The sequence below is a fragment of the Piscirickettsia salmonis LF-89 = ATCC VR-1361 genome (assembly GCF_000297215.2).
GTDB classification, from domain to species: domain Bacteria; phylum Pseudomonadota; class Gammaproteobacteria; order Piscirickettsiales; family Piscirickettsiaceae; genus Piscirickettsia; species Piscirickettsia salmonis.
In genome coordinates this window covers 28,358-29,739 of record NZ_AMFF02000110.1, presented here as the reverse complement: position 1 = coordinate 29,739, position 1,382 = coordinate 28,358, and the positions used below count along the sequence as shown (strand labels likewise).

General features: G+C 33.9%; 2 protein-coding genes and 1 pseudogene. 2 read left to right on the top strand and 1 reads right to left on the bottom strand.

What is annotated here, in order from left to right:
- Positions 1 to 282 precede the first annotated feature (282 nt).
- Positions 283 to 504, top strand: a complete 222-nt coding sequence (locus tag C200_RS15505; protein ID WP_016212372.1) for a hypothetical protein — start codon at positions 283 to 285, stop codon at positions 502 to 504.
- A gap of 115 nt (positions 505 to 619) precedes the next feature.
- The gene (locus tag C200_RS10805; protein WP_016212371.1) at positions 620 to 1,252 is read left to right on the top strand and encodes a hypothetical protein; all 633 of its coding nucleotides are present in this window, start codon (positions 620 to 622) and stop codon (positions 1,250 to 1,252) included.
- On the opposite strand, the pseudogene C200_RS16935 reads toward C200_RS10805, so the two are convergent.
- Positions 1,230 to 1,382 (bottom strand): annotated as a pseudogene (locus C200_RS16935) (IS701 family transposase); the annotation flags it as partial. The gene C200_RS10805 and the pseudogene C200_RS16935 overlap by 23 nt on opposite strands.

Sequence of the window (1,382 nt, the reverse complement as noted above, 5' to 3'; positions counted from 1 at the left end):
GCTTAAAAATAGGGTTCTGATGCTTGTTGAAGATGAAATAAATTTAGAGACAGCGCTTAGTCAAGTAATGAAGTCAATGTCAGAAACTATTCGTTGAGCGCTATAACAGTAAATATAACCCACCTATCTATCCAAAACACGATGGGAGTCGACCTCCATGGCTACACAACCTCCAAGTGGGATGAATATAATAACAATTATTATAAAAAACCTAGAAAACGTACCTTTGCAGAAAGATGTACAGAAACAATCGTCTATACTCCTACATATTCTGAAAAAGTAATGGCTAAATACCACGCACTTTTTTTACAACAAGACAAGCATATGCATAACTTACTTCAGGCAACACCCCTACCTTTGGAGCTAGACCATGAAATAGTAGAATTTTCAATAGGACAAGGTCCCTGTCAACAACTTGGCAAATGCTCTGATCTTCTTTACCAGCATGCTACGAATCCAGAGCCAGAATCAACAACAACTACAGGTTGCTGTGCAGTTCTTTAGAAAAACAACTCTGCTCTTTATGCTTAAAACACAATATAATTATAAATTTATATTGCAATATATAATTTTTTATTTTAAATTAAAATAATTTATTCTATAAATATTCCACTAAAAAATGAATTTTATAATCGATTTTTTTAAAGGGCAGCATCAAGATCACCAAAAAGTCTTGCTCCCCCTTGCCAGCATAAAAGAAGATGTTGTCAATGCAGTTGATAGAGAAAAACTAACAATCTCCCCTAAGGATCAATATGAATTCTCTCTTATTAGAACAAACGAACTATTCTTAGAAAAAATTCGTGCACTAAATTTATTTGACAATATAGAAGACTACCTTAGTGCCTATAACAACATCGTAGCATGGGACCCAAAGGCTACTGAAAGTTTTAGCCCGCCATACCTAGTAGCAATACAAGGCGCATTTTTAGAGTGTTGCCATGAAAGCTTCAAGAAAAAAATAAACATTTCAAAAGAGCACAGCACAGAAATACTAGCAAATAAATGGCTTTATACTGCAATTATGACAGTACAGCAACAAAGCACTGCCATTGAAGAAAACTACACAACTATAAAACAGATTGTAGCGAATATTTTAAGATTACGTCATTTACATTCAACCCAAACAGCAGAAAATCAAACCATTATTAACGATTATTCAGCAACAGTCTTCAGGCTTTTTGGTGAATACTGTTCAAAAAAAATAGATAACTCACCTTACGCACAGGTCATAAACATTTTAATCGCCTAAGCTCTTCAAAAGCTATTTGATTTGACCGCACAAGTAATTTATATTTGAGTGCAAAGTGGTTAAGCTGTACTTTTACACTCAATGTTTCTAGTTTACAAAATGCCACGATTGATGCAAAAATATGATTGCA

What these genes read in the sequence shown, in the direction of transcription:
- C200_RS15505 (WP_016212372.1), top strand. Translation starts at nt 283, where the DNA reads ATGGCTAAATACCACGCACTTTTTTTACAACAAGACAAGCATATGCAT.
- C200_RS10805 (WP_016212371.1), top strand. Translation starts at nt 620, where the DNA reads ATGAATTTTATAATCGATTTTTTTAAAGGGCAGCATCAAGATCACCAA.